This is a genomic window from Brevundimonas sp. EU05-FHT14B11 (assembly GCF_058790835.1).
Genome location: NZ_JBYTCY010000002.1, coordinates 129,284 through 156,061 on the forward strand (window position 1 = coordinate 129,284; position 26,778 = coordinate 156,061).

Genomic DNA, 26,778 nt, shown 5'->3' on the forward strand with positions numbered 1-26,778 from the left:
GTCAACCGCGGCGCGTGCGGCGTGCGGACGCGCTCCCCACGATCCCTACGGCCACCGCGCCCGCCCGATCACTCGTAGTTGCTGCTGTAGCCCTGGCCGTGGGCCAGGTTGCCGAACTTGGTGGTGTCGGCGTCGAAGCTCAGCTTGACGATGCCGATGGGGCCGTGGCGCTGCTTGCCGATGACGACCTCGGCCTGGTGCTCCAGCCGGTCCATGTCCTGCTGCCACTGCAGGTGTTCCTCGGTGCCCTCCTTGGGCTCGGCCCGGCCCAGGTAATAGCTTTCGCGGTACACGAACATCACGCAGTCGGCGTCCTGCTCGATCGAGCCCGATTCCCGCAGGTCGGACAGCTGGGGTCGCTTGTCCTCGCGCTGTTCGACCTGACGCGAGAGCTGCGACAGGGCGATGATCGGCACCGACAGTTCCTTGGCCAGGGCCTTCAGACCGCCGGTGATCTCGGACACTTCCTGCACCCGGTTCTTCTGGCTGTTCTCGCCGGTGGTGATGAGCTGCAGGTAGTCGACGATGATCAGGTCCAGCCCGTGCTCCATCCGCTTCAGCCGCCGCGCGCGGGCGGCCAGCTTGGAGATGGACAGGCCGCCGGTGGCGTCGATGTAGAGCGGGCTCTCGCCGATCTCGACCGCCGCGTCGCGGATCTTGCCGAAGTCCGAGGCGTCGATTTCGCCCTTGCGCAGCTTGTCGGACGACACGCCCGAGGCGTCGGCCAGGATACGCATGGCCAGCTGCTCGGCGCTCATTTCCAGCGAGTAGAAGGCCACCACCCCGCCGTTGACCGTCTTGCGGCCCTCGGGCGTCGGCTCCCAGCGATAGGAGCGCGCCACGTTGAAGGCGATGTTGGTGGCCAGCGCCGTCTTGCCCATCGACGGACGGCCCGCGAGGATCAGCAGATCGGACGGATGCAGCCCGCCCAGCTTGGAGTCCAGGTCGTCCAGGTGGGTGGCCAGACCGGCCAGCTTGCCGTCGCGCTGATAGGCCTCGGCGGCCATCTGCACGGCGCCGGACAGGGCGTGCGAGAAGCTGACGAAGCCGGAGGACGGCTTGCCCGTCTCGGCCAGCGAATAGAGGGTCTGTTCGGCCTGTTCGATCTGCTCGTCGGCGGGCGTCTCGGGGTTCGGCGCCTCCTTGATGATCTCGCCGCCGATGCGGATCAGGTCGCGGCGCAGGGCCAGGTCGTAGACCACGCGGGCGTAGTCGGGGGCGTTGGCGCCGGGCGGGGCGCGGTCGACCAGATCGGCCAGGTAGCGCAGGCCGCCGAACTCCTGGAAGGCCGGGTCCTGCTTGAACCGCTCCATCAGGATGGTGGGCTCGGCCAGCATGCCCTGACGGATGTGGTCCTCGATCGCCTCGTAGAGCCGCTGGTGGAAGGGCTCGTAGAAATGGCTGCCCCGCAGCCGGTCGCTCAGCCGCTCGAACACCCCGTTGTCGAACATCAGGGAGCCGAGCAGCGCCTGCTCCGCCTCAAGGTTGTGCGGCAGCGAGCTGATGGACCCGGAATCCATCGACGGAAAGGCGGCGGGAGCGAAGGCGTTCATCGTCATGCTCATGCCCTTACCAGGGCGATGCGTCATGCTTGGACGCACCCGTGGTCGGGGACAGATGACGAGGCGCTGTGGGCAGTCCGGAATTCCGTAACCGGATCAGTTAACGGCTTGGAGCCTGATCGGTTGAGGTGGAATCGCTTCGCGATTTCACCGACGCCGTGAATCAGGCTCCAGAATTATGCTGGAGCGAAATCTGAGCCGAGTTGGACGGCGTCCAACTCAACCGATTTCGCTCTAGCCCGGGCAGGGATAGCGCGACCCCATCCACGACCGGATGCCGTCCGTGACGCTCATGCGCTGGCGGCGGGCCTGGGGGATCGCGTTCAGGTGGGCCAGCAGTTGGCGGACGTTCAGGTTGATCTGCTCGGGCGGGCAGGCGGGCGGCGTCCGGCCGGCGGCGCGGGCCGTCTCGATCTCGGTCCCGACGGTGCGGAACGCCCGTTCGGCCTCGCCCTTCAGGCGGTGGGCGTCGGGCCGCAGCATGGCCGTGGGATTGAGCGGGATGCGGTTGGCGCGCGTGACGAAGTCGTCCAGCGTCATGCCGGACTGGGCCGACGCCGACCCCACGAAGAGACAGGCGGCCAGAACCGCCGTCAGAACCGCACGCATGACCCGCTCCCTCAGAACGGCTCAGCTTGTCGGCGGATTTTATGGCGAAACAACGGTCGATGGCGCGGACGGCGAACCGTCCGCGCCGCCGCCGTCACCAGTTCAGGGCGACGCGGGCGTAGACGAAGCGCCCGTTGAAGCCGAACGGCGAGAAGTTGGAGAAGGGGAAGGCCCCCGAGGTGTTGTTCGCCGGCAGGATCTGTTCGGCGTACTCATCGAAGGCGTTGTCGGCGCCGACGGCCAGGGTGACCCGGTCGGTCAGGCTGTAACGGGCCTCCAGATCGACGACGAGGGATTCGCCCAGCTGCAGGTCGGTCGCCGCCGTCGCGCCGGGGGCCAGCACGTCGCCGAAGCCGGTGACGCGGATCGTCCCGCCGAACTTGTCCTTGCTCCAGTCGGTCTGGGCCACGACCTTCCACGGCGGCGTGCCTTCCTCGAACCGCAGGGTGGCCTGGCGCGCGAACAGGGAGACGGGCGTGGGCAGGATGCCCGAGGCCGTGGTCGGGGTCTTGGTCACCTTGAAGTCGTTGACGTTGGCCGCCAGCGTGAAGTCCAGCCGGCCGAAGCCCTCGTCGATCCGGTAGCGCGCCACCACGTCCAGGCCGGTCGTCTCGGTGTTCACCCCGTTGATGAAGAAGCGGGCGGCGGAGGCGCCGTAGGGCTGCAGCAGGTCGAAGATGGCCCGGGCGTTGGTGCCGACCGCCGCCGTGGCGCTGCCGGTCAGGGTCTCCGACAGGACGATGCGGTCATCCACGTCGATGCGGTAGGCGTCGGCCGTCAGTTCGAACGCGCCCTTCCGGTAGACGACGCCCAGCGAATAGTTGGTCGAGGTCTCGGCCTCCAGCGGCGTGCCGCCCAGCGCCAATCCCACCGGGCTCACCGACGGGAAGGTGCCGGTCTCGTACGGGACGTTGGAGATGTAGAGGATGGCCGTCTGGGTGAAGTACTGCTGCTGCAGGCTGGGCGCCCGGAAGCCGGTCGAGACCGCGCCGCGGACGGCGAAGCTTGGTGTGAAGTCGTAGCGCGCCGCCAGCTTGCCCGAGACGTTGTCGCCGAAGTCGGAATAGTCCTCGTACCGGGCGGCTGCCGAGACGGTGAAATTCTCGAACACCTCGCCTTCCAGGTCGATGTAGACGCCGACGTTGTGCCGGTCCTCGTCCACCTCGTTGGCGGGGGTGAAGCCGGTGAAGCCGCGCGAGCCCCAGCTCAGATCCGTGCCGCCGATGTTGAGGAAGGTCCCGCGCTGGTAGGAGCCCGGCTCGCCCGCGCCGATCTGATAGCTTTCCTGGCGCGCCTCCAGGCCGAAGGCGACGTTCAGCGGGCCGTACAGCCCCACCTCGTACTGGCGCGCGGCGTCGATGCCGAGCACCAGCTGGTCATAGGTCAGGGAGCCCGCGTCGAAGCTCGTGGGCGAGGTCGGCCCCAGCGACGGGTTCAGGGTGTTCTCGACCCCGAACTCGATCTCGTTGCGGCCGTAGCCCACGTTGATGTCCACGTCGAAGCCGCCGGCCTGGCCGCGCACGCCGGCGGCGGCGGTCCAGTCGGTGCTGTCGGTCAGGATGTAGGGCAGGTAGCCGTCCGGATAGATCCGGCCCGGCCCCGGATAGGCGGGGTTCTGGGCGTTGTCGTCGGGCGTGCGGTAGAAGGCGGCGGCCGAGGCGTCGCGCGTCTGGTAGCCCGCCCAGCCGTAGGCCTCCCAGCCCGCCGCCAGCGGCTTGCCGGCGTTCAGATAGATGGCCAGGTCCTCGGACTCCGGATCGCCCTGGCCGCCGCGAACGCGGGCCGGGGCGTAGCGCGGGTCGATGTCGCTGCGGTTGGTGCGTTCGCGGTCGCGATACTCGATCGAGGCGGTGATGAAGCCGTCCGAGCCCAGGCCGAAGCCCTGCCAGCCCGAAACGGTCAGGCTCTCGCCGTCCGAGATGTCGTCGTTCCGGCCGTAGTAGCCGCTGTAGTCGGTCAGATAGCTTCCGTAGGTGACGGTCGCGCCGCCGCCGCTGGAGGCTTCCCGCAGACGCAGGTTCAGGACCCCGGCGATGGCGTCGGATCCATACTGGGCCGCGGCGCCGTCGCGCAGCACCTCGATCCGCTCGATGGCGGAACTGGGGATGGCGTTCAGGTCGACGGCGGCCGAACCCCGGCCCACCGAGCCGTTGGTGTTGACCAGGGCGGTGGCGTGCCGGCGGACGCCGTTGACCAGCACCAGGGTCTGGTCCGGCCCCTGGCCCCGCAGGGTGGCGGGCCGGATGGAGTCGGTGCCGTCCGTGGCGGACGGGCGGGGGAAGTTCAGCGCCGGGACGCTGGCCGACAGCTGGGTCGCCAGTTCGGTCGAGCCGCGCTGCTGCAGGGTCTCGGCGGTGACGACGTCCACCGGCGCGACGGTGTCCAGGCGCGAGCGGCCGACCACCCGGGTGCCGGTGACGACGACGTCGTCGATCTGGGTGGCTTCGGTCTGCGGCGGCGAACTCTGGGGAGCGGTCTGGGAAGCAGTCTGGGCTTGGGCGGCCCCCGCCAGCAGGGCGGTGGCCGAGGCGGCGGCGAACAGGGTCAGGCGGAAACGGGGGGAGGGGGTCATGGGAGGCTCTCTTCTCGATGAGGCGCAGGTCTCCGGTCAGCGTCGCGCGCAGCGATCGCCGGGGGTCCGGGCTTGCGTTCTGGGTGTTCAGGTCCGGTGTGAAACCGGGTGGTCAGCCGATTACAGCGAACGGCGACATCGCATCGGACCCGCGCAGCGCATGAGGTCGCGCGGCGCAACGAGGCCGGGGGCGTGGACGGTCGGGAGGTGAGCCTGGAAGGCGCGCATGATCGTCTCCTGCTCTGTCGGGAACGCCTGCGGTGACAGATGGAGGGAGTCCGGCTGTGGCCGGGCTCTCATCTGCCGTGACCCGGGGAGGGGTCCCGAAGGAGTTGGCACCTTACGGAGGTCCGCAGGTTGCCCCGACGTCAAAGGGCCTATCCCTCAGCCGGTCTCGATGAGCAGATGCGATATTGCGATGCGTCATAAATGCGTCAAGCGGCGGCCGGAAAAAAGTTCGGCGACACAGAGTTTCCCCTACGCCGCCGTGTCTTTTTGGCACTCGAGGCCGCGCTTCCTCTGTTTCCGGGTTTTTCTGACGCCGGCCGCGACCACCGAGAGTTGCGTTTGTCCGGAGACTTGGCGACCCTCGGCGCTCTCACCCGCCCGGGGCTCATCGCCATGCATCGCCTCATCGCCTACCGGAACTTCCTTCGCGAGGATCGTCCCGAGGCGATGATCGCGGCGCTCGAGGCCTTGCCGAAAGAGCAGCGTCGCGAGCTGGGTTATGAACTGCTGGAGGTCGATCGCGCCTGGGCGCCCCGTGGCGGCGAACCGGGCGCCGGCTTTCTCGAAGCGTCGCGCACCTTCTCCGGCGAATATCAGTCCTACGCGGACTACGACAAGCTGGATCCGACCTTCATCAGAAGGCTGCTGCTGTACCACAAGACAGTGGACGTCACGATCCGGACCTACGATCCGAACCAACATCGGGAAGATGAGCACAACTATTCCGGCCTGGACTGGGAGCTGCGCCAGCTTTTGGGCATGCAACCCTTGTTCGACGCTGATCTGATCAATGTAATTCCCTATTCGAAGGCTCTGGAATTATCCGCCGGTTACGCGTTTGACGGCGATGCCTTCGCCTTCGCCTACTATCCGCATCAGGATGGATTCGAAGACACTCAGACAGGGAAAGATTGGTACGATCAGGACCTCATAGACACCGTCCAAAGGTATGATCCATTCGCCAAGAGACCCCTCGGTATCGGGCTTCTCGATATGAACGAGAACGCCGTCGAGGACTTCCGGTACTATTTCCCGATCAACAACGTGAACATCGACCTCTGCATCGCCGGGGAAGCCGGGACGGAGCTGGTCTGCACCCACCCCGCCATGGTCGACTATCTGGCTCTGAAGTTCCGGCAAAGCGCGAAGACGCTCGACGTGACCCATCAGTGGGTTGGAACCTTGTTCAACGACTACCTGATGGATGTCTCGCGCATCGACGATCAGGACCTGGCGCGCATACACGCTGAAGAAGAGGCCTTCGCGATCTGGCGCGATGATCTTTCGCGCGCGCTTCGTGCGGTCCGGCTGGCGGGTCGCGACCAGGTTCTCTCGGACGCGGCGGCCCAGACGATCGTGCGGGAGGAGTTGCGCGCGAGCGCCGCGGGGCTTCGGGAAAGGGTCCGGAAGTCTTCCTTCCTGTCCAACCTCACAGACCCCTCGCTGGCGTTCGTTCTGAGCGGCGCCTCGTCAGCCCTGGTGGATCCGGCGCCCTTGACCGCCATCGCGACGGGCGGCCTGACCGCGGCCATGACGGCGGCCTACAAAATCCTCTTCCAGGGGGCGAAGCGCGGCGACAGGGCCGCATTGAAGCTCTACACGGCGATGATGCGGGAAGAGCCCCGGTCGCGGTGACCCCGCAGAGGGATCGTCCGGAACGGGGGAAGCGCGCCCTGGCCTGCAACTGCGCCCGCGTCGTCTCCCGCCCGAAAAAAGTTCGGCGGCGCAGGATCGCTCCTGCGCCGCCGTGTCTTTTCAGTATCAGGACTGAACTCAGGCTTCGGAGCCGAGACCGTCCTGTTGGCCGGCGCCGCCGGCGACCATGTCCGCGGCCTGTTCGGCGGCGGCTTCACGGTCTTCGTCGTAGGCCGACTTGATCACGTCCTCGCCCTTGGCTTGACGCTCGGCTTCGTCGGCCGAACGGGCGATGTTGATCTTGACGGTGGCCTGGACCTCGGCGTGCAGGCGAACCAGCACTTCGTGGACGCCCAGCGTCTTGATCGGAACGTTCAGCACGACTTGCGAGCGCTCGATCTTGCCGCCTTCAGCCTGAACGGCTTCGACGACGTCGCGACCGGCGACCGATCCGTACAGCTGACCGGTTTCGCCGGCCTGACGGATCATGACGTAGGTCTGGCCGTCGATCTTGTCGGCGACCTTCTGTGCGTCGGTCTTGTTCTTCTCGTTGCGGGCCTCGATGGCGGCGCGGTCGAGTTCGAACGCCTTCAGGTTCGCGGCGGTGGCCCGGCGGGCCTTGTCGCGCGGCAGAAGGAAGTTGCGGGCGAAGCCGTCCTTGACAGTGACGACGTCGCCGATGGCGCCGAGGTTATCGACGCGTTCCAGCAGAACGACCTTCATCTTACTTCACCACGTAGGGCAGGAGGGCCAGGTAGCGCGCGCGCTTGATGGCCTTGGCCAGCTCGCGTTGCTTCTTCTGGGAAACGGCCGTGATGCGCGACGGGACGATCTTGCCGCGTTCGCTGATGTAGCGTTGCAGCAGCTTGACGTCCTTGTAGTCGATCTTCGGCGCGTTCGGGCCGGAGAACGGGCACACCTTGCGGCGGCGGAAGAACGGGCGACGGGCCGGGCCGGAGCCGGCCGGCGCGCCCGGGGAGGGGGCGGTGGTGTCGGTCATGTTCCGAACTCCTTAGAAGGTCGCTTCGGCGGCGGGGGCGTCGTCGCGGGGACCACGCTCACGTTCGCGTTCACGCTCACGTTCACGACGGGCCAGCAGCGGCGACAGTTCCAGGTCGAGTTCCTCGACGCGGACGGTCAGCCAGCGCAGCACGTCTTCGTTGATCGACAGCTGACGCTCGACTTCGGCCATGGCGGCCGGAGGGGCGTCGACGGCGAGCAGCGAGTAGTGAGCCTTGCGGTTCTTCTTCACGCGGTAGGTCAGGTTGCGCAGACCCCAGTACTCGATCTTGGCGACGGAACCGCCGTTTTCCTCGATCAGAGCCTTGATGGTGTCGTTCAGCGCTTCGGCCTGCTGCGCCGAGATATCCTGGCGCGTCATGACCGTGTGCTCGTAAAGAGCCATGCGGTTAGTCTCCCTTGTGGACATCGGCGCGAGCGGACCGGGTAAGTCCGTTCCACGATGGTTCCCGAGGCGGCGGCCGGGATGACTTCCCGAACCCTTTGGAATTCCGCACCGGGACCGAGGTCCTGGAAAGGCGGGGCGTATAGGGGAAAAGCGGCGGTGCGGCAAGGCGGTGCGGCTCACGCGGCCCGGCGATCGCCCTTGGGGGCCAGCAGGACCACCGTCTCGACCCGGTTCCGCCCGTTGGCCTTGGCCCTGTACAGCGCGCCGTCGGCGCCGATCAGCAGGCCCTCGGGCATGGAGATGGTCCGCCCCACCGCCGCCTCGGCCGTGGCCGCCCCGACGCTGGCGGTCAGGACGCCGAACGCGCTGTCCGCATGCGGCACGCCCAGCGCCTCGATGGCCTCGCGCAGGGTGCGGGCGACGCGGGCCGCGCCCGCGGCCGGGGTGCGGGGCAGGATGACCGCCATCTCCTCGCCGCCGTAGCGCACGGCTAGGTCGCCCGGGCGGCGGACCACGCCCTGCATGGCGGCGGCGACCCGGCGCAGGGCGTCGTCGCCCGCGGCATGGCCGTAGCGGTCGTTGAAGGCCTTGAAGCAGTCGACGTCCAGCAGGATCAGCGACATCTCGGACTCGTCGCGGACCGCCCGCGCCCATTCGCGCTCGACCGCGCTGTCGAAGGCCCGGCGGTTGGCCAGTCCGGTGAGCGGATCGGTCACCGCCTCCTGCTCCAGCCGCAGGCGAAGGGCCTGGCGCTCGGTGACGTCGCGCATGACCAGGATGAATTCGGTGGGCCGGCCGTCGGCGCCGCGCAGGGTGCGGGTGGTGGTCTCGACCCAGACCATGTCGCCGTCGGGGCGCAGCACGCGGACCGTGGTCGGCTCCGGCTCCTCGCCGCGCTCCACCCTGACGACGGCGTCGGCGATGACGGCGCGGTCCTCCGTCATCACGAAGGTCGAGGGCAGCTGGCCGATCAGCGCCTTGGGGGTCCAGCCCAGCACGGTTTCGCAGGACGGAGAGCAGTAGCGGATGCGCAGGTCGGGGCCGAGCCGGCACAGGACGTCGCGGCTGTTCTCGACGAGGCTGCGCAGGTCGTTGTGGGCCGCGTCGGACCGGCGGAACAACCGGAACAGTCCATGGGGAACCCAGGACGGAAACATCACGCCTCCAACTCCCCCTCGGGAGAAGGATCGCGCCGGCGGCTTAATCCGCGCCTTACACGGATGGTAAACGCCGGGGCCCTTTAGTCCGGGCGGACGACCATGCAGGTGACCCGGCGTTCGGCCAGGGCGGCGCAGGCGGCCTGGGCGCCCGTTTCGGTCATGCCGGTGAAGCGCGACCGGTACCAGCCCGAGGCGTTCTGCACCGTGCGTTCGGCGCTGGTGAACTGGGCGCGGAAGCGGCGGTTGACCTCGGTCAGCCAGTCGCGGGCCACGGCCTCGTCACGGAAGGCGCCGACCTGCACGGCCCAGCGGCCGGCGGGCTCGCGGGCCGGTTCGCGCGCCGGGCGGGCCGGGGCGCGGGGCGGGGTGCGCGCGGGCGGGGAGGCGACGGGCACGCCGCCGTTCAGGATGGTGGTCACATCGGCCGGACGGGCCTCGGCGCGCTGAATGGGCGCGGGCGCGCGTTCCGGCGTGCGCTCGGACGGGGCGGGGGTGACGCGGGTCGGCTGCGGCGGCGCGGCGGCCAGGGCGGTGTAGGCGACCCCGCTGTCCTCGCCGTCCTCCGACGCGCCGGCCGAGGCGTACTGGACCGGGCCCGTGGCCTCGGGCCCGACGCCGAAGCCGCGCTGTTCGAAGAAGGTCTGGGCCACCTGGATGACCTGGCCGTTCGAGCGGGCGCGCTCGACCTCGAAGCCGGTGTCCATCAGGGCGGCGACGTGGGCGTTGCGGCTGGCCGTCGAGCGGCCGCCCAGGACGACGGTGATCAGCCGGCGGCCGTCGCGCACCGACGAGGCCGCCAGGTTGTAGCCCGAGGCGTTGGTGTAGCCGGTCTTCATGCCGTCATAGCCGTTGCCCGAGTGCAGCAGGCCGTTGGTGTTGCGGTAGTCGCGGCCGTTGTAGGCCCAGTCGTGCAGGCCGAAATACCGATAGTACTGCGGATAGTCGCGCATGATGGCCCGGGCCAGGATGGCCAGGTCGCGGGCCGAGGTCAGCTGGCGCGCGTCGGGCAGGCCGTTGGCGTTGACATAGCGCGTCTGGGTCATGCCCAGCTCCTGCGCCTTCAGGGTCATCTGGGCGGTGAAGCGGGCTTCCGAGCCGCCGATATGCTCGGCGATGGCCACGGCCATGTCGTTGGCGCTGCGCACCGCCGTGGCCTTCATGGCGTCGTCCAGGGTGATGGTCTGGCCGGCGGCGAGGCCCAGCTTGGACGGCGGCTGGCTGGCGGCGTGGGGCGAAACGGTCAGGACGTCGTCCGGCTTGACCCGGCCTTCGGCCAGCGCCTCGAACGTCAGATACAGGGTCATCACCTTGGTGATGGAGGCCGGGTAGCGGCGGCTGTCGGCATGGCGCGCGAACAGCACCTCGCCCGACTGGGCGTCCACCACGATGGCGGCGTAGCGCGCATTGTCGGCGGATTGGGCGACGAGGGGCGTGGCGGCGGGCGTCATCGCGATAGCGACGACCAGCATCAGCGAGAGCCATCCCCGGCGGAGCAATGCAGTCAACGGCAAGCGGCAAGCCTCACTAGTGTAGCGCGACGACGGCCCCCCGGCGTGACGCTGACATGAGGCTAACATGGGCGCGGGGGGTTTCATGAGGGTAAACAGGCCGTCAACAACTTTGTGAACCGTAGCGGGAACGCCGGTTCATGAAAGTTTTGTGCAGTGCACAATCTCCCTTGACCCTTCTTCGCACTTGCACCATATGAGCCTCGTCGCGACGGCTCCCCCGACGCGAGAAAAATAATCAGCGGCCCCCGCCGCCCAAGGTTCAGGAGAGATTTCCATGGCCGACAGCGCCGAAACCGTGAAGAAGACCGTCGAAACCGCCACCGCCAACGTCAAGGCTTCGGCCCAGACCGCGACGGCTCAAGCCGAGAAGATCCAGGCCGCCGGCGCCAAGGCCTTCCGCGAAGCCGCCGATAAGTCGGCCGCGGGCCTCGCCGAGCTGAACGCCGAAGGCAAGAAGAACCTCGAAGCCATCGTCGCCTCGGCCACCGCCGCCCAGAAGGGCGCCGAGACCCTGTCGGCCGCCTCGCTGGCCTACGGCAAGAAGTCCTGGGAAGACGGCGTCGCCGCCGCCCAGTCGCTGACCGCCGCCCGTTCGATCCAGGAACTGCTCGAGCTGCAGACCGCCTGGGCCAAGACGGCGACCGAAGCCTACCTGGCTGAAGTCACCAAGGCGACGGACGTGCTGACCGCCTCGGTCAAGGACAGCTTCAAGCCGATCAACGAGCGCGTCACCGCCTCGGTCGAAAAGTTCCAGGCCGCCCGCTAAGGCGCTCTGCTTTTTAAGTAAGCGTACCGAAGGCCCCGGTGGAAACGCCGGGGCCTTTTTCGCGTCCGTTCGAGCCGACCCTCAAGCCTTTCGCACCGGCTGACGCAGCAGCGTCCTGAGCTTCGCCGCCGGAGTCTTTCGCGGGTCGCTGAGATAGACCTCGTGATGCCGTCCAGCGAACTCGTAGCCGCCTTGGGGCATGATCTCGTCGTGCAGCCTGGCCAGCAGCGGGCCTTCATCATCGTAGCTCCCGATATGCAGGGCCTGGAGGCAGAGGCCCTCGCACAGCGTCTCGAGCCGCAGCGTGGCGGCGAGCTCGATCCCCTTGTCCCTGCTGCGGGCGACGGCCTGCTGAAACATCGACTGATCCAGGTCGTCGGGGACCATGATCATCATCGTCCAGTCCCACTCATGCTTGCGCCGCGCCGTGAAGCTTTCGGGGTTCGGCGCGGACCAGAGACCCTCGAGCGGCGGCACGACGAAGTCGCGCCCCTCGGCCTTGCACATGAACTTGGCCGCATAGGCCGTCGCGTACAGGCTCTCGACCGCGCGCCCGTACTCCGGCGCCGCATTCGGATCGCCGTGGCCGTCCACCATGAGATAGGCGACCGGAGGCGCCTCGATGAGCGTGAAACGATTGAGCGGGGCGCTGAACAGGTCCTTCCGGGCCTTCTTCAGGTCGAGTTTGTCCATTCGCCGCTCCTGCGTTCGGGTTCGCCGAAACTATCCCACGGGCGCGGCCCCGTTCACGTCAGCAGGGCAGGCGGCGCGCGCCTATTCCGACGCTGGGCCGTGGTCGTAGCTGAACACCCGGGCCAGTTTCCAGCGGCCGTCCTCCAGCTTCCAGATCTGGCTGAATTTGGCGCGTCCGGCGAGCACCTCGGCGTTGTCGCCCTGGGCCTCGTAGAACAGGTGCTCGCCCGTCTCGACGGCGCCGTAGGCGTTCATCCGGTAGATATGCAGCGTGCCCGGTACGATCTCGCGGCGGGTCCTCCAGCCGCCGGGCGCGCGCCGGGCCTCGCATCGGGTGCGGTACTGGTCCACGAAGGCCGCGCCGGTCGTGACCATCAGCCCGCCGCGGTCGTCGAAGAACTCGAAATCGTCGGTCACCATGGCTGCCAGCCGGTCCGGATCGCAGCCCTCGAAGAACAGTTCGAAGAAGGCCGCGTCGCTGGCCGTCACGGCCTCGGTCAGGGCCGGGCCCTGCGGGATCTCCGCCGACTGGGTCTGCAGCAGGGCCGCGATGGCCAGGGCGATGAGTGGGGACATGGAAATCTCCGCGGCGGCGCATCCGGCCGAGGTCGAGCATCGCGCGGACGAGCCGCAAGGTCCCGTGAATCTTCGGTCATTCGCCCCTACGTCCAATCCCGACGCATGGCCGTGTCATCCTGTCGGGCATGATCAGCGCGTTTTTCCTCGATGACGGCTCTGCGGACATGCCGGCGATCCATCGCTTCGCCGTGGTCCGGGCGGCCGAAGCCCGCCGTCAGGGCCGCGGCGTCCGGGATTGGGTTCGCGTCGTCAAGAAGGCGCGGCGCGCGCTACGCTTCGCCGCCCGCCTCCGGGCCGGACGGGTGCGCGACGATCCGCACTCTTCGCACTCGATTTTTTCTGGACCGCCGGAAAAAGTTTCGGAGCCGGTCGTTCCGACCGCCGCGCCCGATCCCGACCGCCGCCGGACCTTCCGCGAGGGGCGAAGGCGACGATGAGGCGGCTCCAAAAACTGAAATTCGCACACAGCTCACCTCTCCATCGCCCGTTCAAGGCGATGGGGAGGACAGATCGCGCCAGCGATCAGGAGGGGGCGGCGCAGGCGTTGGATGCCGGCCCGCCAATCCCCTCTGTCCGCGCCGCCCCCTCCTGGTCGCCGCTGACGCGCCGACCTGTCCTCCCCATCCGCCTTCGCGAATGGAGAGGTGAGCGGTTCGGCGCCTCTCTCACGTAAGCTGTGACTGGACGCATCTACAAAAGCGGCGGACACTTCCTATCTGTCCTTCCGACTCCCCCAAAACCGGACAACGAATGCCGCCGTCACGCAAGATCGGCGATCAGGGCGAGGGCTCCGGCTCCGCGACGATCACCGAAACAAGGCCGAAACTTCAGAAGCCCTCGCTCTATCGGGTGCTGATCCTGAACGACGACTACACGCCGATGGAGTTCGTTATCTACGTGCTGGAGCGGTTCTTCCAGAAGAGCCGCGAGGACGCGACCCGCATCATGCTGCATGTGCACCAGCATGGCGTCGGGGTCTGCGGTGTCTTCACCTACGAGGTGGCCGAAACCAAGGTCGCCCAGGTGATCGAGACCGCCCGCCGCCACCAGCACCCGCTTCAATGCACGATGGAAAAGGACTGAGAGGAACCTCCATGCCTTCGTTTTCCCGTCCTCTCGAAGAGACCCTGCACCGCGCGGTGCACTACGCCAACGAGCGCCGTCACGAGTACGCGACGCTCGAGCATCTCCTGCTGGCCCTCGTGGATGATCCCGACGCGGCCAATGTGATGACGGCCTGCAACGTCGATCTGACGGCGCTGAAGACCGCCCTGACCCTGTACGTCGACACCGACCTGGCCGCGCTGGCGACCTCGGACGGCGACGACGCCAAGCCGACCGCCGGCTTCCAGCGCGTGATCCAGCGCGCGGTGATCCATGTCCAGTCCTCGGGCCGCGAGGAAGTCACCGGCGCGAACGTGCTGGTGGCCATCTTCAGCGAGCGCGAAAGCCACGCCGCCTATTTCCTGCAGGAGCAGGACATGACGCGGTACGACGCGGTCAACTTCATCGCCCACGGCATCGCCAAGAAGGCGGGCGCGGGTGAAACCCGTCCGGCCAAGACCGGCGGCGCCAGCCCCGAGGACGCCGAGGACGCCGCCGCCGCCAAGACCGGCGGAGAGGCGCTGGAGGCCTATTGCGTCGATCTCAACGAGAAGGCCCGCAAGGGCAAGATCGACCCGTTGATCGGCCGTCACGCCGAGGTCGATCGGGCGATCCAGATCCTGTGCCGCCGGACCAAGAACAACCCGCTGCTGGTCGGCGACCCCGGCGTCGGCAAGACCGCCATCGCCGAAGGCCTGGCCCGCAAGATCGTCAACCATGAGGTCCCCGACGTCCTGGAGGGCGCCACCATCTACTCGCTCGACATGGGCGCGCTGCTGGCCGGCACCCGCTACCGCGGCGACTTCGAGGAACGCCTGAAGCAGGTGGTCAAGGAGCTGGAGACGCACGACAACGCCGTGCTCTTCATCGACGAGATCCACACCGTCATCGGCGCCGGCGCGACCAGCGGCGGGGCGATGGATGCGTCCAACCTGCTGAAGCCGGCGCTCGCCTCGGGCAGCCTGCGCTGCATGGGCTCGACCACCTACAAGGAGTACCGCCAGCACTTCGAGAAGGACCGGGCGCTGGCCCGCCGCTTCCAGAAGATCGACGTCAACGAACCCACCATCGACGACACGATCAAGATCCTGAAGGGGCTGAAGACCTCCTACGAAGGCCACCACAAGCTGCGTTACACCGACGCCGCCATCCGGACGGCGGTGGAGCTGTCGGCCCGCTACATGACCGACCGCAAGCTGCCGGACAAAGCCATCGACGTGATCGACGAGGCGGGGGCGTCGCAGATGCTGCTGCCCGAGTCGAAGCGGAAGAAGGTCATCGGCCAGAAGGAGGTCGAGGCCGTCATCGCCAAGATGGCGCGCATCCCGGCCAAGTCGGTGTCCAAGTCCGACACCGAGAGCCTGCGTGAGCTTCAGACCGATCTGAACCGCGTGGTCTTCGGCCAGGAGGCGGCGATCGAACAGGTCTCGGCGGCCATGAAGCTGGCCCGCGCGGGTCTGCGCGATCCGCAAAAGCCCATCGGCGCCTTCCTGTTCTCCGGCCCGACCGGCGTCGGCAAGACGGAAGTGGCCAAACAGCTCGCGTCCACCCTGGGCATCGAGATGCAGCGCTTCGACATGTCCGAGTACATGGAGCGGCACACCGTCTCGCGGCTGATCGGCGCCCCTCCGGGCTATGTCGGCCATGACCAGGGCGGCCTGCTGACCGACGCCGTCGACCAGCATCCGCACTCGGTGGTCCTGCTGGACGAGATCGAGAAGGCCCACCCGGACGTCTACAACATCCTGCTGCAGGTGATGGACAACGGCATGCTGACCGATGCGGTCGGCAAGAAGGTCGACTTCAGGAACACCATCCTGATCATGACCACCAACGCCGGGGCCGCCGACAACGCCCGCGCCTCCATCGGCTTCGGCCGGGGCAAGGTCGAGGGCGAGGACGAAAAGGCCATCCAGCGCCTGTTCGCGCCGGAGTTCCGCAACCGTCTGGACGCCATCGTGGCGTTCAAGGCGCTGGATTCCAACACGATCAAGTCGGTGGTGTCCAAATTCATCATGCAGCTGGAACACCAGCTGGGTGATCGGAACATCACCATCGAACTGACCGACGAAGCCGCCGACTGGCTGGCCAAGAACGGCTTCGACGAGCTCTACGGCGCCCGGCCCCTGGCCCGGACGATCCAGGAGCACATCAAGAAGCCGCTGGCCGACGACATCCTGTTCGGCCGCCTGACCCGCGGCGGGCATGTGAAGGTCGAGCTGAAGGACGGCAAGATCGTCTTCGACGTGACGCCCGCCACCGGCGCCGCGGCCAAGGTGAAGGAAGACGAAGCGGCGGACTGAGGTCCGTCGCGGACTGAACAGGGAGGGCCGTCGGTCGCAGGACCGGCGGCCCTTCGTCCGTCAGGCGATTGCGTAGACCGCCGTCCGGCGGTTCACTGGAAGAAGGGGAGACAACGCCATGCCCAGAATCCTGCTCCAGACCACGATCCAGAATGTCGAGGACGACTGGCACGTCGGCCGGTTCTCACGGTTGGCGGATCATCTCGCCTCGCTGGAGGGCGTGGAGGTGACGGCCCGGGATCGCGCCGCGCCGGGCGGCCAGACCGACCCCGTCATCGGCGGGCTGGCCGACAGCGACTATGACCAGCTGTGGCTGTTCGCGGTGGATGTCGGCGATGGGCTGAACGCCGAGGAGTGCGCCGCCATCGCCGCCTTCCGGGCGCGGGGCGGCGGGCTGATGATCACCCGCGACCACATGGACCTCGGCTCCAGCGTCTGCACCCTGGGCGGGGTCGGCGACGCCCACTATTTCCACTCCAGCAGTCTGGATCCCGATCCGGCGCGGAACGCCCGCGACGATGTCGAGACCGGCTATATCGACTTCCCCAACTACCACTCGGGCGCCAACGGCGACTGGCAGGCGATCCGCCCGGTCGGCGAGGTCCATCCGCTGCTGCGCGACGTCGGCGGCGGGGTGCTGGACCGGCTGCCGGCTCACCCGCACGAGGGCGGGGTCGGCGCGCCCGAGGGTGTGGCCGAGGCGCGGGTGATCGCCACGGGCGCCAGCAAGGTCACGGGCCGCCCGTTCAACATCGCGGTCGCCTTCGAGGGTGGGGACGGCCAAGGCGCCAGGAAGGGCAGGGGGCTGGCCCAGAGCACCTTCCACCACTTCGCCGACTACAACTGGGACCCGCGCCTGGGCTGTCCCAGCTTCGTCAGCGAGGCGCCCGGCGACGCCATGATCCGCGATCCCGACGCCTCGCGTCAGACCCGCCAATACATGACAAACCTCGCCGGCTGGCTGTCAGGAGGCTGAGATGGGCGATGCGGTGCTGACCGAGCGTCAGAAGAAGTGGTTCGCCACGGTCGAGGCCAATTTCGAGACGCAGACCGGCCGCCCGGTGGCGGTCTGGGTCGACATCCTGAAGGGCTGTCCCGAGACCCGGCCCAAGGCGCAGGCGGCCTGGCTGAAGGCGACCCACGGGATCGGCGCCAACCACGCGGCCCACATCCTCAGTGCGGCCCGTCCGTCGGATCAGATGGGCTGGGACGACGCTGAAGCCCTGCGCGCCGCCCTGTGGGCCGAGCCGCGCTCGCTGGCCATCCTCGAGGCGCTGGAGCGGAAGGTCGCCGGGGTCGAGGGCGTCATCTCCGGCCAACGCAAGGGCTACACCTCGTTCTCGCGGGCGGTGCAGTTCGCCGCGATCCGTCCGATCAAGGGCGGCAAGGCCCTGCTGGGCCTCAAGCTCGATCCCGCCCTGTCGCCGCGCCTGGGCGAGGCCGTGCGCCGGGAGAGCTGGTCCGAACGCCTGAGCGCCGTCGTCGAGCTGGACGGGCCCGGCGCGGTCAATGACGAAATCGGCCGCCTGTTCGCACAGGCGGCCGACAACGGTTAGGGGGAGGAAAGACCTTTAGCGGCGGCGGCCGCCCAGGCTGCCCAGCAGGACCAGCACGCCGGCGACGATGCCGGTGGTCAGCAGGGGTTTCCGGCGGGCGAAGTCGAGGCCCTGGCGCGCCTTGTCCTGGTACTGGGTCGGGGCCTTCTCGACGAGGCCGTCCAGGCCGTCGATGACGCGGCCGTAGGCGTCCAGGGCCTTGCCCTTGGCCTCGTTCAGGGCGCCGTCGATCTGCAGCTTGCTGTCGCCGGTCAGGCGGCCGAGGCCGGACTGGGCCTTGCCCTTGATCTCGGTGGCGGCGCCTTCGATGCGTTGGTCGGTCATGGGGATCTTCTCTGTGATGCGGGAGCCGGGGAGGCGTTCCGGAACAGCGCGGAAACGAGGGCGGGGTTCCGCCGCGCGCCGTCCTTATTACGCGGGTGCGGCGCCGTGTCCTTCATGATTATATCCGGGTGATATTGATCTTCCAGTTTGATCTGGGTAAATCCACCGGGCCATCTTGAGAAGAGACGCCATGACGCTGCCTGCCGACACCCCGGTCCTCGCCTTCGCCGGCGACGCCCTGATCGCCCGCGGGCCGCTGGGCGAGGCCCTGGCCGCGATCCATGCGGCGAGCGGGGCGGGGGAGGCGGTGCTGGTCTTCGACGCCGCCACGGGCCGGGTGATCGACCTGGACCTGCGCGGCTCGGCCGCCGACGCCCTGGCCCGCCTGAGCCCTGCGCCGGAGCCTGAGAAGCGCGGCCCGGGCCGCCCCAGGCTGGGCGTCACCCCGCGCGAGGTGACCCTGCTGCCGCGCCACTGGGACTGGCTGGCGGCCCAGCCCGGCGGCGCCTCGGTGGCGCTGAGGAAGCTGGTCGAGGCTGCGCTGAAGGAGGCCGAGGGGCCGGACCGGGCGCGCAGGGCCAAGGACGCGACCTACCGCTTCATGACCGCCGTGGCGGGCGACAAGCCCGGCTACGAGGAGGCCACGCGCATGCTGTTCGCGGGCGACTGGACGGCGTTCGACGCGGCGGTCGAGGGCTGGCCCGAGGATGTGCGGGAGGCCGTGCGCGCGATGGCCGAGGCCGGCTGGCGCAACGGCGAGGGTCGCTAGCCCTTACTCGTCCAGCCGGTAGGGCGGGCGCTCGGTCCGGAAGACCACCAGGCCATCGAAGACCAGGCCCCATTCTGCGACCACCGGCCGGTTGTGGTCAAAGGCCGCGCCCACCGTGGGCGGCAGGGCCGACAGGGCCTCCGACCCGACCCAGACCACATCGGCCGAAGAGCCGGCGAGCGCCACGGCCTCCAGCGAACCCGGCGCGGCGGCCGGGATCGGGCGCGCCTCCCGGACGGTGTAGCGGTACGCGCCGCCCGCCGCCGTGACGCCGACGGCGAACAGGTCGGTCCCGAACCGGATGTCCAGCAGGTGCCCCATGTTGGACTGGTCGCCGAACAGCTCATGGGCGCCGGCGTCGCGGGCGGCGTGGCTGTTGGCGGTCCAGACCACGACCTTCGCGTCGGCGGGCAGGGCGTCCACCAGGGCCTCGACATTGCGGGCCATGTCGCGGTCGCGGGCGTGGATGCGCTGGGTCTGGCCGAGCGTGTCGTGGTTCAGCGTGCGGCCGAACGCGGCGATCAGGCTCCGGTACTCCGCCCGGTCCTTCGGATCGTCGAGACGGGCGGTGGCGACCACGGCGTCGATCTCGGACAGGCAGGCGCGCAGGGCCGCGCGGCTCGCGTCGTCATAGGGATCCCGCGCCGTGTAGCGGGACCAGATGCGCTGCTTCAGGCGGACGGCGCAGTCCTCGCGGCGGCCCAGCGGCAGGAAGCCGGCCAGCTCCAGCGGCATGGTCTCCAGCGAGTAGAAGGCCCCACGCGAGCCCAGCTGGTCGTCCATGCCCGCCAGCAGGACACGGCCGTCGCGGGCCTGGGCGAACAGGAAGCCGATCAGGTCCTGCACCTCGCGGTTCTGGTTCCACAGCCCGCCCATGGCCGAGGCCAGCATCTGGGGCGTGGCGTCGCCCCGGCGGATGGCGCGGTTCAGGGCGGTGAAGTCATACAGGCTGCCCTCGAACACCACGGCGTCGAAGCCGCACTCGGTGACCAGGTTGCGCACCAGATCGGCCTTGAAGGCGCCGGTCTTCCCGTCGCCGTGGGAGCCGTTCTCGCCCAGCAGCACGATCCGCTGGCCGCAGAGGTCCCGGGTGGCGGCGGCCAGGGCCGTCGCCGCCTGCGCGGCCTCGGCGGCGCGTATCGGGGTGTAGTCGGGCGTCTGGGCTGAGGCGGCCGCGGGGGCGGCGCAGAGCAGGAGGGCGGCGGCGACGGCGGCGCGGAGGGACAAGGGGGCGCTCTCTACGGCTGGGACGCACGGAGGTTCACCCGGTGCGGTCGCAACGGCAAGGCTTCCATTCACGCGTCGCTGGCGCCCGGTCGGGCTCGGAAGATTGGACGACCGATTTTGACGTATGCCCGGTGCATAATGGTTCAAGCGCGACGGACCTGCGCATCAACCACGAAGGAGGATCAGATCGAAAAGCCGCTCCCTTTACGGGAGCCCTAACCCACCTTCACCCGCGTCGCCGCCTCCGGCAGGTCTTCGCCGAACGCCCGCTGGTAGAACTCGGCGATGGTCGGGCGTTCCAGCTCGTCGCACTTGTTCAGGAAGGTCAGGCGGAAGGCCAGGCCGATGTCGCCGCCGAAGATGGCGGTGTTCTGGGCCCAGGTGATGACGGTGCGGGGGCTCATGACGGTGGAGATGTCGCCGTTCATGAAGGCGTTGCGGGTCATGTCGGCAACGCGGACCATGGCGGCGATGGTGCGGCGGCCCTCGGCGGTGGCGTATTCCGGCGCCTTGGCGACCACGATCTCGGTCTCGACGTCGTGGTCGAGGTAGTTGAGCGTGGTGACGATGTTCCAGCGGTCCATCTGACCCTGATTGATCTGCTGGGTGCCGTGGTACAGGCCCGAGGTGTCGCCCAGGCCGATGGTGTTGGTGGTCGAGAACAGGCGGAACCAGCGGTTCGGGCGGATGACGCGGTTCTGGTCCAGCAGGGTCAGGCGGCCCTGCGCCTCCAGCACGCGCTGGATGACGAACATCACGTCCGGGCGGCCGGCGTCGTACTCGTCGAACACCAGGGCGATGGGGCGCTGCAGGGCCCAGGGCAGCATGCCCTCGCGGAACTCGGTGATCTGCTTGCCGTCCTTCAGGACGATGGCGTCCTTGCCGACCAGGTCGATGCGGCTGACGTGGCTGTCCAGGTTCACGCGCACCAGCGGCCAGTTCAGGCGGGCGGCGACCTGCTCGATGTGCGTCGACTTGCCGGTTCCGTGGTAGCCCTGGACCATGACGCGGCGGTCGAAGCTGAAGCCGGCGCAGATGGCCAGGGTCGTCTGCGGATCGAAGCGGTAGGCGTCATCGATCTCGGGCACGTGGCTGTCGCGCTCGGAGAAGACCGGCACGGACATGTCGCTGTCGATGCCGAAGATCTCGCGGACCGTCGCGTTGCGGTGCGGTTCCAGCGTCAGCAGGGGATCGGGCGTCGAGTCGAGGGGGGAGGTCATGCGCCACCCTTAGAAGCCCCGCGCAGCATGGTCCAGTCCGTCGGGGCAGGCGTTGGAATAACGATGCTTTACAGTCCGTGTCGGCGGAGTTAATAACTGACCGGTCAGTTATCAAGGTGTCGCCATGCTGCCTCTGGGCGAGCCCAAATTCCGTCGCCGCCCTGCCGACCGCCCGGCCGAGATCCTGGCCGCGGCGCTGGAGGTGTTCGCCGAGCGCGGCTTCCATTCCGCCCGGCTGGAGGAGGTGGCGAAGCGCGCCGGCGTGTCGAAGGGCGCGCTGTACCTGTATTTCGAGACCAAGGCGGACCTGTTCCGGGCCGTGGTCAGCGACGCCATCTCGCCCAATATCGAGCGGGTGAAGGCGATGGCGACCGGGGCGGTCGGCTTCGAACAGGCGGCCCGGACGGGCATCGGCATGCTGGCCCGGACCGTGGTCACCGACCGGCGCATCACCGGCGTGGTCAAGCTGGTCATCGCCGAGAGCCGCAACCATCCCGAACTGGCGACCATCTGGCACGAGACGGTGGTCGAACCGGGCATCCAGATGATGAGCGCCCAGATCGTCGAGGCGCAGAAGCGGGGCGAGGTCCGGCCCGGCGATCCGCGCCTTTACGCCTTCAGCCTGATGGGGCCGATGGTCCTGTCGATGGTCTGGCGCGAGACCTTCGAGCCGATCGGCGCGGCGCCGGTCGATGTGGTGAAGCTGGCGGACCAGCACCTGGACACGATGCTGAGAGGAATGCGGCCATGAAGCGTCTGCGCCCGGTCCTGATCATCCTGGCCCTCGTCGCCCTGGCGGCGCTGGGCTGGCAGCTGTTCCTGCGCCCGGCGCCGGCGCGGACCCTGACCGGCTATGTCGAAGGCGAGCGGCTGTATCTGTCGGCCCCGGTCTCGGGGGCGGTGGCGCAGCTGTATGTCCGCGAGGGCGGGCGGGTGGAGGCCGGCGGCCGAACCTTCCTGATCGACCCGCGGGTGCAGCGGGCCCAGGCCGACAGCGCGGCGGCGGGGGTCGGCGCGGCGCAGGCGCGGGTCGAGGACCTCAGCAAGGGCCAGCGCGCCGAGGAGCTGTCGGTCTATGACGCCGAGCTGCAGGCGGCCCTGGCCAGCGAGCGGCAGGCGGACGCCGACTACAACCGGATCGCGCCGCTGGTGCGCCAGGGTATCTATGCGCCCGCGCGGCTGGATCAGGTGCGGGCGGCCCGCGACGCCGCCCGGGCCCAGACCGCCGCCGTCCGTCGCCGGCGCGAGGTGGCGACCCTGGGCGCCCGCCAGGACGCGGTGGCGCAGGCGCGCCAGCAGGCGGTGCAGGCCGAGGGCGGCCTGGCCGAGGCCAATGCGCGGCTGGGCCAGCTGTCGCCGGTCGCGCCCGCCGCGGCGCGGGTCGAGCAGGTCTTCTACCGTCCCGGCGAATGGGCGCCGGCAAACCAGCCGATCCTGGCGCTGCTGCCGGACCGGGAGGTCAAGCTGGTCTTCTTCGTGCCGGAGGCCGAGATGGCCCGCTATCGCACGGGGCGGACGGTGCGCTTCGGCTGCGACGGCTGCGCCGGGGAAGGGCAGGCGCGGATCACCTGGGTCAGCGCCCGGCCCGAGTTCACCCCGCCGATCCTGTACAATCGCGGCAGCCGCGACCGGCTGGTCTATCGGGTCGAGGCCCTGCCGGCGAACGCCGCGACGCTGAACCCCGGCCTGCCGGTGGATGTGACGCCGCTGGAGGCGGACTGATGAGCTCCATTTCTTCGCCGCGCTCAGAAGGCTCCGCCTTCTCGACCCGACGCGGCGAGGACCCGGTCATCGATGTGCGGGGGCTGAACAAGTCCTTCGGGTCGCTGCATGCGGTGAAGGACTTCGGCATCACGGTCGAGCGCGGGCGCATCTGCGGCTTCCTGGGGCCGAACGGCGCGGGCAAGACGACGACCCTGCGGATGCTGTGCGGCCTGCTGACCCCGGACAGCGGCGAGGGGACGGTGCTGGGCTTCGACGTCATGCGGCAGTCGCGCGAGATCAAGACGCGGGTCGGCTACATGACCCAGAAATTCTCGCTCTACGAAGACCTGTCGATCGAGCAGAACCTGACCTTCACCGCCCGGATTCACGAACTGAAGACCCGCCGGGCGACGGTGCAGGCGGCGCTGGAGCGGCTGGGGCTGGTCGAGCGGCGGGCGCAGCTGGCCGGGACGCTGTCGGGCGGGTGGAAGCAGCGGCTGGCGCTGGCGGCGGCGACCCTGCACCAGCCGGACCTGCTGCTGCTGGACGAGCCGACGGCCGGGGTCGATCCGGAGGCGCGGCGCACCTTCTGGGACGAGATCCACGCCCTGGCGGCGGACGGCATGACGGTGCTGGTCTCGACCCACTACATGGACGAGGCCGAGCGCTGTCACGAGATCGCCTATATCGCGGGCGGCCGGACCCTGGCGCGCGGGACGGCGGACGAGGTGATCGACGGCTCGGGCCTGATCACCTTCCATGCCGAGGGGCCGGGCGCGGATCGCCTGGCGCCTGGGCTGCGGGGCAAGCCGGGGGTGGAGATGGTCGCGCCGTTCGGCACGGTGCTGCACGTCTCGGGCCGCGACCGGGCGGCGCTGGAGGCGGCGATCGCGCCACTGCGCAAGGCCCCGCTGACATGGACCGAGACGCGGCCGACGCTGGAGGATGTCTTCATCCAGATGATCCACGACATCGACGCCGGGAAGGCGCGGGAGGCGGCTTGATGTTCTCCCTGACCCGCACCTGGGCCGTGATGGCCAAGGAGTTCATCCAGCTGACGCGGGACCGGCTGACCTACGCCATGATCCTGGCCCTGCCGATCATGCAGCTGCTGCTGTTCGGCTATGCGATCAACGACGATCCCCGAAACCTGCCGACGGCGGTGCTGGTGCAGGACAACGGCGGCTTCTCGCGCTCGATCCTGACCGCGCTGGACAACAGCGGCTATTTCGAGATCACCCTGCAGGCGCGCAGCCAGGGCGAGCTGGACCGGGCGCTGGCGCGGGGCGAGGTGCAGTTCGCGGTGGTCATCCCGGCCGACTTCACCCGGCGGGTGGTGCGGAGCGACAGGGCCCAGATCCTGATCGAGGCCGACGCCGCTGATCCCTCGGCGACCAGCGGGGCGGTGGCGGCGATCGCCAGCCTGCCGCAGCAGGCGCTGGCGCGCGAGCTGACAGGGCCGCTGGCCAACCGGGCGCCGGGCGCCCAGCCGTTCGAGGTGGTGGTGCACCGCCGGTACAATCCCGAGGCCGTCACCGCCTTCAACATCGTGCCCGGCCTGCTGGGCGTGATCCTGTCGATGACCCTGGTGATGATGACCTCGCTGGGCATGGCGCGGGAGCGCGAGCGGGGCACGATGGAGAGCCTGCTGGCCACACCGGTCCGGCCGCTCGAGGTCATGGTGGGCAAGCTGAGCCCCTATGTCCTGGTCGGGCTGATCCAGGCGGCGGTGATCCTGGTCATGGCGCGGGTGCTGTTCGCCGTGCCGATGAGCGGCGGCTGGATCGCCCTGATCCTGGGGCTGAACCTGTTCATCGTCGGCTCGCTGGCGCTGGGCTTCCTGATCTCGACCCTGGCCAAGACCCAGCTGCAGGCCATGCAGATGAGCTTCTTCTACATGCTGCCGTCGATCCTGCTGTCGGGCTTCATGTTCCCGTTCCGGGGCATGCCGGGCTGGGCGCAGGCGATCGGCGAGGCGATCCCCGTCACCCACTTCCTGCGGGTGGTGCGGGGATCGCTGCTGAAGGGCGTCGGGATCGAGAACGCAGGCCCCAGCCTGCTGGCCCTGACGCTGTTCGTGATGGTGGTCGGGACGCTGGCGATGCTGCGCTACCGGACCACCCTCGATTAGGCCGCCGACAGGTCCACGTCGACGTTGCCGCGGGTGGCGTTCGAGTACGGGCAGACCTGGTGGGCCTTCTGGATCAGGTCGTCGATGACGGCCTGGTCGAGGCCGTGGTCGGTGACCTTGATGGCGATGTCCAGGTTGAAGCCTTCGCCGCGGGTGTTCGGACCGATGCCGACCGAGGTGCTGATCTTGGTGTCCGGTCCGACTGGCGTGCCCGCCTTGCCGCTGACCAGACGCAGGGCGCCCATGTAGCAGGCGGCGTAGCCGGCCGCGAACAGCTGTTCCGGATTGGTCCCGGCGCCGCCCTTGCCGCCCATCTCGGCGGGCAGGGACAGCAGGACGTCGATCTTGCCGTCGTCGGTGGTCGAGCGGCCTTCGTCGCGGCCGCCTCCGGTCGAGGTGGCGTGGGCGGTGTAGAGGACTTGCATGTCAGGTCTCCATCGTGAGGGCCGTCGCGAACGGCTTCGTTATCGCGATAACGACCAGGTAGGCACGCCGGCGTGGAGAGTCCAGCCAGAAAGATGTCGCGAAATCATTTTTCTCGATAACTAAACGCTGAAACCCGCGCGCAGGGGGAGGGGGCGCGCCGTGCAAGCCTAGGCCAGCCCGGCCTTTTTCAGCGTCTTGTAGGCCTTGATCACGCGCTGGAGTTTGGCCTCGGCGCCGCGGTCGCCCTGGTTCAGGTCGGGGTGGAAGCGCTTCAGCAGCTCGTGATAGCGCGCCTTGACCGCCTTCTTGTCGGTGCGGGCGTCAAGGTCGAGGTCGGACAGGGCCGCCCGTTCCAGCTTGCCGAGGCGCAGATCGTCCTGGCCCTCGGGCCCCGCCTGTTCCTTGGTGCGGCGGCCGAACAGGCCGAAGCTGTCGCGCCATGAGCCGGCGCCGGTGTTGTTGGACGTGCCCATCTTGGCGGCGAAGGCGGCGGCCTCGCGCGTGAACTTGCCGGCCTGCATCTCCCAGGTCGGGCGGCCGCCCGTCATGGCCTCATTTTCCTGAGCGGCGCGGACCTCGCCCTCGCTCATGCCGGCATAGAAGTTCCAGCCCTTGTTGTACTCGCCCGCGTGGCGCTGACAGAAGTCGTAGAAATCGTTCAACCGCTCGCGCGACTTCGGCGCCCGGGCCGTGGCGGCCTGGCGGCAGTCCGGCCAGTTGCAGGGCTTCTCGCCGGGCTTGAGATGCAGGACATCGGCCTCCGCAGCCTCCTCTTCGGGCTTGGGCGGCTTGATGCGCATGTCCTTGAAGCGCGGCGTGTATTGAAAGGCAGACGACATCGCCCGAAGTGTAGGGCTGAATTAGACCGCAACAAGGACTTGACGATGCCCGAAGGGCCGATCGCGACGATTATCCGCCAGAAACTGACCGCCGGGCTGTCTCCGGAGCGTCTGGAGATCGAGGACGACAGCTGGCGGCACGCCGGTCACCATCACGAAGGCGGCATGGACGCGCAGCCCGGCGGCGAGAGCCATTTCAATCTGACGGTGGTTTCGGCGGCCTTCGAGGGGCAGGGACGGGTGCAGCGCCAGCGGGCGGTGAACGGCCTGTTGCGCGACGAACTGGCCGGTCCGGTCCACGCGCTCTCGATCAAGGCCCTGACGCCGGCCGAGGCCGCGTAGGGTTAAGATCAGCGAACAGAGTTTGTCATAGAAGCGTCAGCGTTCACTTCGTCTTAGGGGGTTCCCCGTAGCGTCCGCGCCGGGTTGTGCAATCGCATCGCGGGGCTGGA

General features: G+C 68.7%; 27 protein-coding genes and 1 riboswitch. Of the genes, 12 read left to right on the forward strand and 15 right to left on the reverse strand.

Features of this window, described 5'->3' with window-relative positions; translation table 11 throughout:
- Window positions 1-68: 68 nt before the first annotated feature.
- The 3 genes from AC3WRV_RS08075 to AC3WRV_RS08085 all read right to left on the reverse strand — a co-directional run bounded on the left by AC3WRV_RS08075 (window position 69) and on the right by AC3WRV_RS08085 (window position 4,743).
- Window positions 69-1,553, reverse strand: a complete 1,485-nt coding sequence (locus tag AC3WRV_RS08075; RefSeq protein WP_492312836.1) for a replicative DNA helicase — start codon at window positions 1,551-1,553, stop codon at window positions 69-71.
- 243 nt (window positions 1,554-1,796) lie between these two features.
- Window positions 1,797-2,171, reverse strand: a complete 375-nt coding sequence (locus AC3WRV_RS08080; protein WP_492312837.1) for a hypothetical protein — start codon at window positions 2,169-2,171, stop codon at window positions 1,797-1,799.
- 94 nt (window positions 2,172-2,265) lie between these two features.
- Window positions 2,266-4,743, reverse strand: a complete 2,478-nt coding sequence (locus tag AC3WRV_RS08085) for a TonB-dependent receptor plug domain-containing protein (RefSeq protein WP_492312838.1) — start codon at window positions 4,741-4,743, stop codon at window positions 2,266-2,268.
- Window positions 4,744-5,036: 293 nt separating this feature from the next.
- A riboswitch (SAM riboswitch) is annotated at window positions 5,037-5,147 on the reverse strand.
- Window positions 5,148-5,172: 25 nt separating this feature from the next.
- Between AC3WRV_RS08085 and AC3WRV_RS08090 the strand changes: the two genes are divergently transcribed.
- A complete protein-coding gene (locus AC3WRV_RS08090; RefSeq protein WP_492312839.1) occupies window positions 5,173-6,606 on the forward strand; it encodes a hypothetical protein in 1,434 nt (477 codons plus the stop codon).
- Window positions 6,607-6,744: 138 nt separating this feature from the next.
- Here the strand turns inward: AC3WRV_RS08090 and rplI are convergent, their stop codons facing one another.
- The 5 genes from rplI to AC3WRV_RS08115 form a co-directional block, all read right to left on the reverse strand.
- Entirely contained in the window at window positions 6,745-7,329 is a 585-nt protein-coding gene (gene rplI / locus AC3WRV_RS08095; protein ID WP_492312840.1) for a 50S ribosomal protein L9, read from the reverse strand.
- Window position 7,330: 1 nt separating this feature from the next.
- A complete protein-coding gene (gene rpsR, locus AC3WRV_RS08100) occupies window positions 7,331-7,606 on the reverse strand; it encodes a 30S ribosomal protein S18 (protein WP_492312841.1) in 276 nt (91 codons plus the stop codon).
- A gap of 12 nt (window positions 7,607-7,618) precedes the next feature.
- Window positions 7,619-8,011: a 30S ribosomal protein S6 gene (gene rpsF, locus AC3WRV_RS08105; protein ID WP_492312842.1), complete on the reverse strand. Its 393-nt coding sequence runs from the start codon at window positions 8,009-8,011 to the stop codon at window positions 7,619-7,621.
- 179 nt (window positions 8,012-8,190) lie between these two features.
- Window positions 8,191-9,171 carry a sensor domain-containing diguanylate cyclase gene (locus AC3WRV_RS08110; protein ID WP_492312843.1) on the reverse strand — a complete coding sequence of 327 codons (981 nt, stop codon included), beginning with the start codon at window positions 9,169-9,171 and terminating at the stop codon, window positions 8,191-8,193.
- Between the two features lie 83 nt (window positions 9,172-9,254).
- Complete coding sequence (locus AC3WRV_RS08115) at window positions 9,255-10,643, reverse strand: serine hydrolase (protein WP_492312844.1); 1,389 nt, start codon at window positions 10,641-10,643, stop codon at window positions 9,255-9,257.
- Between the two features lie 316 nt (window positions 10,644-10,959).
- Between AC3WRV_RS08115 and AC3WRV_RS08120 the strand changes: the two genes are divergently transcribed.
- Window positions 10,960-11,451 carry a phasin family protein gene (locus tag AC3WRV_RS08120; RefSeq protein WP_291840132.1) on the forward strand — a complete coding sequence of 164 codons (492 nt, stop codon included), beginning with the start codon at window positions 10,960-10,962 and terminating at the stop codon, window positions 11,449-11,451.
- Window positions 11,452-11,532: 81 nt separating this feature from the next.
- Here AC3WRV_RS08120 and AC3WRV_RS08125 read toward each other — a convergent pair whose 3' ends face one another.
- Window positions 11,533-12,144, reverse strand: coding sequence for a GyrI-like domain-containing protein (locus tag AC3WRV_RS08125; RefSeq protein ID WP_492312845.1), 612 nt, complete (start codon window positions 12,142-12,144; stop codon window positions 11,533-11,535).
- Window positions 12,145-12,225: 81 nt separating this feature from the next.
- On the reverse strand, window positions 12,226-12,720 hold the full coding sequence (locus AC3WRV_RS08130; RefSeq protein ID WP_492312846.1) for a nuclear transport factor 2 family protein: 495 nt from the start codon (window positions 12,718-12,720) through the stop codon (window positions 12,226-12,228).
- A gap of 753 nt (window positions 12,721-13,473) precedes the next feature.
- Between AC3WRV_RS08130 and clpS the strand changes: the two genes are divergently transcribed.
- From clpS to AC3WRV_RS08150, 4 genes are all read left to right on the forward strand, one after another.
- Window positions 13,474-13,806, forward strand: a complete 333-nt coding sequence (gene clpS / locus AC3WRV_RS08135; protein WP_291840144.1) for an ATP-dependent Clp protease adapter ClpS — start codon at window positions 13,474-13,476, stop codon at window positions 13,804-13,806.
- An 11-nt stretch (window positions 13,807-13,817) separates the two neighbouring features.
- Window positions 13,818-16,130 (forward strand): ATP-dependent Clp protease ATP-binding subunit ClpA, encoded by a 2,313-nt coding sequence (gene clpA / locus AC3WRV_RS08140; protein WP_492312847.1) that lies wholly within the window; start codon window positions 13,818-13,820, stop codon window positions 16,128-16,130.
- Window positions 16,131-16,248: 118 nt separating this feature from the next.
- Window positions 16,249-17,106 carry a hypothetical protein gene (locus AC3WRV_RS08145; RefSeq protein WP_492312848.1) on the forward strand — a complete coding sequence of 286 codons (858 nt, stop codon included), beginning with the start codon at window positions 16,249-16,251 and terminating at the stop codon, window positions 17,104-17,106.
- 1 nt (window position 17,107) lies between these two features.
- The gene (locus AC3WRV_RS08150) at window positions 17,108-17,686 is read left to right on the forward strand and encodes a DUF4287 domain-containing protein (RefSeq protein WP_492312849.1); all 579 of its coding nucleotides are present in this window, start codon (window positions 17,108-17,110) and stop codon (window positions 17,684-17,686) included.
- Window positions 17,687-17,701: 15 nt separating this feature from the next.
- Here the strand turns inward: AC3WRV_RS08150 and AC3WRV_RS08155 are convergent, their stop codons facing one another.
- Window positions 17,702-18,010 carry a CsbD family protein gene (locus AC3WRV_RS08155; protein ID WP_291840743.1) on the reverse strand — a complete coding sequence of 103 codons (309 nt, stop codon included), beginning with the start codon at window positions 18,008-18,010 and terminating at the stop codon, window positions 17,702-17,704.
- A 190-nt stretch (window positions 18,011-18,200) separates the two neighbouring features.
- On the opposite strand from AC3WRV_RS08155, the gene AC3WRV_RS08160 reads away from it, so the two are divergent.
- A complete protein-coding gene (locus AC3WRV_RS08160) occupies window positions 18,201-18,779 on the forward strand; it encodes a DUF2239 family protein (protein WP_492312850.1) in 579 nt (192 codons plus the stop codon).
- Between the two features lie 3 nt (window positions 18,780-18,782).
- On the opposite strand, the gene AC3WRV_RS08165 is transcribed toward AC3WRV_RS08160, so the two are convergent.
- On the reverse strand, window positions 18,783-20,006 hold the full coding sequence (locus tag AC3WRV_RS08165) for an erythromycin esterase family protein (RefSeq protein ID WP_492312851.1): 1,224 nt from the start codon (window positions 20,004-20,006) through the stop codon (window positions 18,783-18,785).
- A 215-nt stretch (window positions 20,007-20,221) separates the two neighbouring features.
- Window positions 20,222-21,226, reverse strand: coding sequence for a cobaltochelatase subunit CobS (gene cobS, locus AC3WRV_RS08170; RefSeq protein WP_492312852.1), 1,005 nt, complete (start codon window positions 21,224-21,226; stop codon window positions 20,222-20,224).
- Between the two features lie 124 nt (window positions 21,227-21,350).
- On the opposite strand from cobS, the gene AC3WRV_RS08175 reads away from it, so the two are divergent.
- Genes AC3WRV_RS08175 through AC3WRV_RS08190 form a run of 4 tightly spaced genes read left to right on the forward strand, consistent with a single transcriptional unit; the run spans window position 21,351 to window position 25,061 of the window.
- A complete protein-coding gene (locus AC3WRV_RS08175) occupies window positions 21,351-21,977 on the forward strand; it encodes a TetR/AcrR family transcriptional regulator (RefSeq protein WP_492312853.1) in 627 nt (208 codons plus the stop codon).
- Complete coding sequence (locus AC3WRV_RS08180; protein WP_492312854.1) at window positions 21,974-22,948, forward strand: HlyD family secretion protein; 975 nt, start codon at window positions 21,974-21,976, stop codon at window positions 22,946-22,948. Before AC3WRV_RS08175 ends, AC3WRV_RS08180 begins: the two co-directional genes overlap by 4 nt.
- Window positions 22,948-23,934, forward strand: coding sequence for an ABC transporter ATP-binding protein (locus tag AC3WRV_RS08185; protein WP_492312855.1), 987 nt, complete (start codon window positions 22,948-22,950; stop codon window positions 23,932-23,934). The genes AC3WRV_RS08180 and AC3WRV_RS08185 overlap by 1 nt, the downstream gene beginning before the upstream one ends.
- On the forward strand, window positions 23,934-25,061 hold the full coding sequence (locus AC3WRV_RS08190) for an ABC transporter permease (RefSeq protein WP_492312856.1): 1,128 nt from the start codon (window positions 23,934-23,936) through the stop codon (window positions 25,059-25,061). The genes AC3WRV_RS08185 and AC3WRV_RS08190 overlap by 1 nt, the downstream gene beginning before the upstream one ends.
- Here the strand turns inward: AC3WRV_RS08190 and AC3WRV_RS08195 are convergent.
- Together AC3WRV_RS08195 and AC3WRV_RS08200 are read right to left on the reverse strand one after the other, a co-directional pair.
- Window positions 25,058-25,486, reverse strand: a complete 429-nt coding sequence (locus AC3WRV_RS08195) for an organic hydroperoxide resistance protein (protein ID WP_291834425.1) — start codon at window positions 25,484-25,486, stop codon at window positions 25,058-25,060. The two genes, AC3WRV_RS08190 and AC3WRV_RS08195, sit on opposite strands and share 4 nt — an antisense overlap.
- 168 nt (window positions 25,487-25,654) lie before the next feature.
- Window positions 25,655-26,326, reverse strand: a complete 672-nt coding sequence (locus AC3WRV_RS08200; RefSeq protein WP_291834429.1) for a J domain-containing protein — start codon at window positions 26,324-26,326, stop codon at window positions 25,655-25,657.
- A gap of 45 nt (window positions 26,327-26,371) precedes the next feature.
- Between AC3WRV_RS08200 and AC3WRV_RS08205 the strand changes: the two genes are divergently transcribed.
- Window positions 26,372-26,668, forward strand: coding sequence for a BolA family protein (locus AC3WRV_RS08205; protein ID WP_492312857.1), 297 nt, complete (start codon window positions 26,372-26,374; stop codon window positions 26,666-26,668).
- The last annotated feature ends 110 nt before the right edge of the window (window positions 26,669-26,778 follow it).

Excerpts from the sequence above, each read along its gene's own strand:
- AC3WRV_RS08150 (WP_492312849.1), top strand. The coding sequence starts at position 17,108 with ATGGGCGATGCGGTGCTGACCGAGCGTCAGAAGAAGTGGTTCGCCACG.
- AC3WRV_RS08110 (WP_492312843.1), bottom strand. The coding sequence starts at position 9,171 with ATGTTTCCGTCCTGGGTTCCCCATGGACTGTTCCGGTTGTTCCGCCGG.
- AC3WRV_RS08190 (WP_492312856.1), top strand. The coding sequence starts at position 23,934 with ATGTTCTCCCTGACCCGCACCTGGGCCGTGATGGCCAAGGAGTTCATC.
- AC3WRV_RS08075 (WP_492312836.1), bottom strand. The coding sequence starts at position 1,553 with ATGAACGCCTTCGCTCCCGCCGCCTTTCCGTCGATGGATTCCGGGTCC.
- clpS (WP_291840144.1), top strand. The coding sequence starts at position 13,474 with ATGCCGCCGTCACGCAAGATCGGCGATCAGGGCGAGGGCTCCGGCTCC.
- AC3WRV_RS08185 (WP_492312855.1), top strand. The coding sequence starts at position 22,948 with ATGAGCTCCATTTCTTCGCCGCGCTCAGAAGGCTCCGCCTTCTCGACC.
- AC3WRV_RS08125 (WP_492312845.1), bottom strand. The coding sequence starts at position 12,144 with ATGGACAAACTCGACCTGAAGAAGGCCCGGAAGGACCTGTTCAGCGCC.
- AC3WRV_RS08090 (WP_492312839.1), top strand. The coding sequence starts at position 5,173 with ATGCGTCAAGCGGCGGCCGGAAAAAAGTTCGGCGACACAGAGTTTCCC.
- AC3WRV_RS08205 (WP_492312857.1), top strand. The coding sequence starts at position 26,372 with ATGCCCGAAGGGCCGATCGCGACGATTATCCGCCAGAAACTGACCGCC.
- AC3WRV_RS08130 (WP_492312846.1), bottom strand. The coding sequence starts at position 12,720 with ATGTCCCCACTCATCGCCCTGGCCATCGCGGCCCTGCTGCAGACCCAG.
- AC3WRV_RS08085 (WP_492312838.1), bottom strand. The coding sequence starts at position 4,743 with ATGACCCCCTCCCCCCGTTTCCGCCTGACCCTGTTCGCCGCCGCCTCG.
- AC3WRV_RS08175 (WP_492312853.1), top strand. The coding sequence starts at position 21,351 with ATGCTGCCTCTGGGCGAGCCCAAATTCCGTCGCCGCCCTGCCGACCGC.
- AC3WRV_RS08145 (WP_492312848.1), top strand. The coding sequence starts at position 16,249 with ATGCCCAGAATCCTGCTCCAGACCACGATCCAGAATGTCGAGGACGAC.
- AC3WRV_RS08200 (WP_291834429.1), bottom strand. The coding sequence starts at position 26,326 with ATGTCGTCTGCCTTTCAATACACGCCGCGCTTCAAGGACATGCGCATC.
- AC3WRV_RS08180 (WP_492312854.1), top strand. The coding sequence starts at position 21,974 with ATGAAGCGTCTGCGCCCGGTCCTGATCATCCTGGCCCTCGTCGCCCTG.
- AC3WRV_RS08115 (WP_492312844.1), bottom strand. The coding sequence starts at position 10,643 with ATGCTGGTCGTCGCTATCGCGATGACGCCCGCCGCCACGCCCCTCGTC.
- cobS (WP_492312852.1), bottom strand. The coding sequence starts at position 21,226 with ATGACCTCCCCCCTCGACTCGACGCCCGATCCCCTGCTGACGCTGGAA.
- AC3WRV_RS08155 (WP_291840743.1), bottom strand. The coding sequence starts at position 18,010 with ATGACCGACCAACGCATCGAAGGCGCCGCCACCGAGATCAAGGGCAAG.
- AC3WRV_RS08160 (WP_492312850.1), top strand. The coding sequence starts at position 18,201 with ATGACGCTGCCTGCCGACACCCCGGTCCTCGCCTTCGCCGGCGACGCC.
- rpsF (WP_492312842.1), bottom strand. The coding sequence starts at position 8,011 with ATGGCTCTTTACGAGCACACGGTCATGACGCGCCAGGATATCTCGGCG.
- AC3WRV_RS08195 (WP_291834425.1), bottom strand. The coding sequence starts at position 25,486 with ATGCAAGTCCTCTACACCGCCCACGCCACCTCGACCGGAGGCGGCCGC.
- AC3WRV_RS08120 (WP_291840132.1), top strand. The coding sequence starts at position 10,960 with ATGGCCGACAGCGCCGAAACCGTGAAGAAGACCGTCGAAACCGCCACC.
- rplI (WP_492312840.1), bottom strand. The coding sequence starts at position 7,329 with ATGAAGGTCGTTCTGCTGGAACGCGTCGATAACCTCGGCGCCATCGGC.
- AC3WRV_RS08080 (WP_492312837.1), bottom strand. The coding sequence starts at position 2,171 with ATGCGTGCGGTTCTGACGGCGGTTCTGGCCGCCTGTCTCTTCGTGGGG.
- clpA (WP_492312847.1), top strand. The coding sequence starts at position 13,818 with ATGCCTTCGTTTTCCCGTCCTCTCGAAGAGACCCTGCACCGCGCGGTG.
- rpsR (WP_492312841.1), bottom strand. The coding sequence starts at position 7,606 with ATGACCGACACCACCGCCCCCTCCCCGGGCGCGCCGGCCGGCTCCGGC.